This window comes from Klebsiella sp. MS 92-3 (assembly GCF_000195655.1).
Taxonomy (GTDB): Bacteria; Pseudomonadota; Gammaproteobacteria; order Enterobacterales; family Enterobacteriaceae; genus Klebsiella; species Klebsiella pneumoniae.
Window position 1 is genome coordinate 36,530 of sequence record NZ_GL882864.1, and the last position, 1,208, is coordinate 37,737.

Sequence of the window (1,208 nt, forward strand, 5' to 3'; positions counted from 1 at the left end):
CACCAACCTGCCGGCGCAGATCGATCTCTACAGCGTCGACGGTGAAGAATATAAGTTCCTGTGCATGGCGAAAGGCGGCGGTTCCGCCAACAAAACCTATCTGTACCAGGAGACCAAGGCCCTGATCACCCCGGCGAAGCTGAAAAACTACCTCGTTGAGAAGATGCGCACTCTCGGCACCGCCGCCTGCCCGCCGTACCACATCGCGTTTGTGATCGGCGGCACCTCGGCGGAAGCGACGCTGAAGACCGTGAAACTGGCCTCGACCCGCTATTACGACGGTCTGCCGACCGAAGGTAACGAACACGGTCAGGCGTTCCGCGACGTGCAACTGGAGCAGGAGTTGCTGCAGGAAGCGCAGAACCTCGGCCTCGGCGCGCAGTTCGGCGGGAAATACTTCGCCCACGATATCCGGGTGATCCGCCTGCCGCGCCACGGCGCCTCCTGCCCGATCGGCATGGGTGTCTCCTGCTCCGCCGACCGCAATATCAAAGCCAAAATTAACCGCGACGGTATCTGGATCGAGAAGCTGGAGAGCAATCCGGGAAAATATATTCCTGAGCATCTGCGTCAGGCCGGCGAAGGCGAGGTGGTAAGCATCAACCTGAATCAGCCGATGAGCGAGATCCTGGCGCAGCTGTCGGCACATCCGGTCTCCACCCGCCTGAGCCTTAACGGCACCATTATCGTGGCCCGCGACATCGCCCACGCCAAGCTGAAGGAGCTTATCGACAACGGCGAGGCGCTGCCGCAGTACGTCAAAGATCACCCGATCTACTACGCGGGCCCGGCAAAAACGCCAGCCGGTTACGCTTCCGGCTCCCTCGGCCCAACCACTGCCGGCCGCATGGACTCTTACGTTGATCTGCTGCAGTCCCACGGCGCGAGCATGGTGATGCTGGCGAAAGGCAACCGCAGCCAGCAGGTGACCGATGCCTGCCATAAACACGGCGGCTTCTACCTTGGAAGCATCGGCGGCCCGGCGGCAGTGCTCGCCCAGCAGAGTATCAAGAGCCTCGAGTGCGTGGCCTATCCGGAACTGGGGATGGAAGCTATCTGGAAAATCGAAGTGGAAGATTTTCCGGCGTTTATCCTCGTCGATGATAAAGGCAACGACTTCTTCCAGCAGATCCAGAATAAGCAGTGCGCGGGCTGTAAACAGCACGGCTAACGCTATCCTCTGACGCTGATATCAGGCCCCCCCCCCC

At 60.5% G+C, this 1,208-nt stretch carries 1 protein-coding gene; it reads left to right on the top strand.

Going from position 1 to position 1,208, the window contains the following annotated elements:
- Positions 1 to 1,171 (top strand): FumA C-terminus/TtdB family hydratase beta subunit (locus tag HMPREF9538_RS0128500; protein WP_009486302.1); only part of this gene is annotated, 1,171 nt, incomplete at its 5' end.
- Positions 1,172 to 1,208: the final 37 nt, after the last annotated feature.